Source organism: Methanocalculus sp. (assembly GCF_030651615.1).
Classification (GTDB): Archaea; Halobacteriota; Methanomicrobia; order Methanomicrobiales; family Methanocorpusculaceae; genus Methanocalculus.
Genome location: NZ_JAUSCG010000012.1, coordinates 1 through 3,257 on the forward strand (window position 1 = coordinate 1; position 3,257 = coordinate 3,257).

3 protein-coding genes and 1 pseudogene are annotated in these 3,257 nt (G+C 51.6%); all 4 read left to right on the forward strand.

The features are described from left to right. A pseudogene (locus tag Q7V06_RS00445) lies at positions 1-329 on the forward strand (HD domain-containing protein); the annotation flags it as partial. A 1-nt stretch (position 330) separates the two neighbouring features. After that, on the forward strand, positions 331-882 hold the full coding sequence (locus tag Q7V06_RS00450) for a UbiX family flavin prenyltransferase (protein WP_304836450.1): 552 nt from the start codon (positions 331-333) through the stop codon (positions 880-882). Then, positions 875-2,119, forward strand: coding sequence for a UbiD family decarboxylase (locus Q7V06_RS00455; protein WP_304836452.1), 1,245 nt, complete (start codon positions 875-877; stop codon positions 2,117-2,119). Before Q7V06_RS00450 ends, Q7V06_RS00455 begins: the two co-directional genes overlap by 8 nt. Continuing rightward, a partial coding sequence (locus Q7V06_RS00460; RefSeq protein WP_304836454.1) for an aconitase X catalytic domain-containing protein occupies positions 2,119-3,257 on the forward strand: 1,139 nt, incomplete at its 3' end. The genes Q7V06_RS00455 and Q7V06_RS00460, both read left to right, overlap by 1 nt.

The window sequence follows — 3,257 nt, forward strand, 5'->3', positions numbered from 1 at the left end:
TTCCCGAATCGATATCCATCGCTGAAGAGATCGCTTCACATGCCGGTGTTCATTCCCATGAGGTCTCTGTCGATATCCCGCCGTTTCCAGGGGATATGATGATCGGTGTTCTTGTAAAAAGCCGCCATGATATCGTCTCACTTGAGGATATGTCTCCTCTGATCCGGGGGATGAATGATATCCGGAGATCCCAGTGGCGTCTTGGTGTCTATTGTCCGCAAGAGCACCGTGAAGCAGTCTCTCTTGCAGCAACAGAGGTGTTTAAGATCCGCCCGGCAACAAAACAAGATAAACTCATGATAGAAACAGAAGAGGGAGAGGGAAAATAAGATGAAAGAACTGGTCATCGGAGTGACAGGTGCAAGCGGGATGATCTATGCAGAACGACTCCTTGCAGTTGTCAGGAAGGAGTGTAAAGTCCACCTGATCGTATCTGAAACAGCAGAGATGATCGCTGGTCTTGAAGGAATCTCCTTTCCAGGTGCGGATCTCATTTATGAAGATAACTCTGACCTGGCCGCTGCAATTGCAAGTGGGTCGTTTCGGTTTGATGGAATGGTGATTGTTCCCTGTTCAATGAAGACACTTGCCGGGATTGCCCATGGTATCTCGGATTCTTTGATCGGACGTGCAGCTGATGTCTGTTTAAAAGAAAGACGTCCGCTCATCCTCGTACCGAGAGAGACTCCGTATTCACGGGTGCATCTTGTCAATATGCTCGCTGCTCATGATGCGGGGGCAATCATTCTTCCGGCATCGCCTCCGTTCTACCAGAAACCGGTACAGATTGAGGACCTTGCAGATATGATCGTCTCCCGTATCCTGGATCATCTGGAGATCGATCATACTATTGGAAGACGATGGAGTGGATATCATGCGTGATTTTATCGGGACAGTGCGGGAAGCAGGTCTTTTAATCGATATTGAAGAAGAGGTATCAACGGTCTTTGAAGCACCGAAGATGGCATATGGAACCGACAAACCTCTCTTCTTCCATAAACTGGATGGTGGGCACCGTGGTGTGATGAACCTCACCGCAAACAGGGAGACACTTGCCCTTGCCCTTGGAATGAATTCGAAGACGATGGTCCAGGAACTTGCCGGGTGCAGGTATGATGGTGCCATCGTCGAAGAAGGAACATTACAGACTGTTGCACCTGATCTCGGATCGGTTCCAGTGATGACTCATTTCCCACTGGATGCCGGAGCATACCTCACTGCAGGAATCGTCTTTTCTTCATTTGGCGGAGTTGAGAATGCTGCGATTCACCGGATGCTTGTTGCAGGTACGGATCGCCTCGTCGCCCGGATTGTGGAGGGGCGGCATACGTACCAGCTGATGAAGGCCGCCCACGCGAAAGGGGAGAGGCTCCCGATTGGAATTGCGATTGGTGTTCATCCGGCAGTTACCTTTGCATCATGTACAAGGGTGCCTCAGGGAAAGGAGCTTGCGTATGCTTCAGAACTGATGGGTGGAGAGATCCGGGTGAAGACGCTCTCAAATGGTGTCCGGGTGCCTGATGCCGAATTTGTCCTTGAAGGATATCTGACAGACCAGACGGCAGCAGAAGGGCCATTTGTGGATATCACCGGGACCTATGATCCGATCAGGAATCAGCCGGTGATCGAGATCACCGGAGTTGCCACAAAGAGCAATCCGATCTATCATGGCATCCTTCCGGCGGGTGCTGAGCACCGTCTCCTGATGGGGGCGCCCTATGAGCCGAGGATCTATCAGTCTGTAGCAGGAGTGACGAAGGTAAAAGATGTCCTCCTGACACGTGGTGGCGCCGGGTATCTGCATGCGGTTGTTCAGATCGAGAAGCAGACGGAAGGGGATGGAAAGAACGCAATCATGGCGGCTTTCGCCGCACACACCTCACTGAAACATGTCGTCATTGTGGATTCCGATATTACGATACATGATCCGGATGATGTCGAGTTTGCGATCGCTACCCGTGTCCGGGGAGATACGGATCTGATGGTGATAAGCGGTGTCCGGGGTTCATCCCTTGATCCTTCAAGAATTGCAGACGGGCTGAATGTGAAGATCGGGGTGGATGCGACGATGCCGCTTGGAAAAGAGGATGAATATATCAGAGCAGGATGGGATGCATAATGGAGCTTGACAGATCAGATGAAGAGATACTTTCGGGAGAGTATGGAGAGACAAGGAGGGTGATGCTTGAGATACTCATCGCCCTTGGAAAGGTGTATGGGGCAGAGCGGCTGATACCGGTATCGAGTGTTCAGGTGAGTGGGGCATCGTACAAAACTATCGGTGATGCTGGCCTTGAATGGCTTAATGGGCTTGATGCACGCGCAGTTGTTCCTGCATTCCTCAATCCGATCGGTATGCCAAGAGATGACTGGAGGGCTATGGGGATCGAGGATCACTTCGCAAAGAAACAGGAGGAGATCCTTGATGCATACCGGAGACTCGGGATCAGCCTCTCATGCACCTGCACACCGTATTATCACAATATCGTCAGTTATGGGGACCATCTTGCATGGTCTGAGTCTTCTGCGGTTGCTTTTGCAAACTCGGTTCTTGGTGCCCGCACAAACCGTGAAGGAGGTCCGTCTGCCCTTGCGTCGGCATTGATCGGGAAGACCCCCGAATACGGACTGCATATCATGAAGAACCGGCTTCCCGATCTGGTCATCGGGGTGGATGATCCGTCTGCAACAAAGGACTGGGGTCCGGCGGAGTTTGGTGCACTTGGGTATATCGCTGGAAAAGAAGCCGGGAACAGAATTCCCTATTTCCGTGGTATCAGAGGTAACCGTGATCGCTTAAAGGCACTTGGAGCGGCGATGGCGGCAACCGGTGCTGTTGCACTCTTCCATGTCGAGGATATCACCCCGGAGGCACGGGTGCCGTTCTTTAAAAATTCGTTCTCAATTGAAGGGAAAGAGTCGATCACAATCCCTGTCTCTGATGTGGAGGCGGTCTTCTCTGATAGTGAAGTGAACGCAGTTGCTGTTGGATGTCCACACCTCTCAGAAGATGAACTCAGGACCCTTGCCGGATTATTGTCCGGGAAGAAGGTAAAAAAAGAGTTCTTTGTGTTTGCTTCGAAGGAGATGATAGACGAACACGAGGACCTTGTCGGAAAGATAGAGGCATCAGGTGCACATGTCTATGCAGACACCTGCATGGTTGTCTCACCGGCAACTGACCGGCTCGGATCGGTGATGACAAACTCTGGTAAAGCCTTCTCGTATCTCCCGGCCATGTGCGGTGTTATTCCACG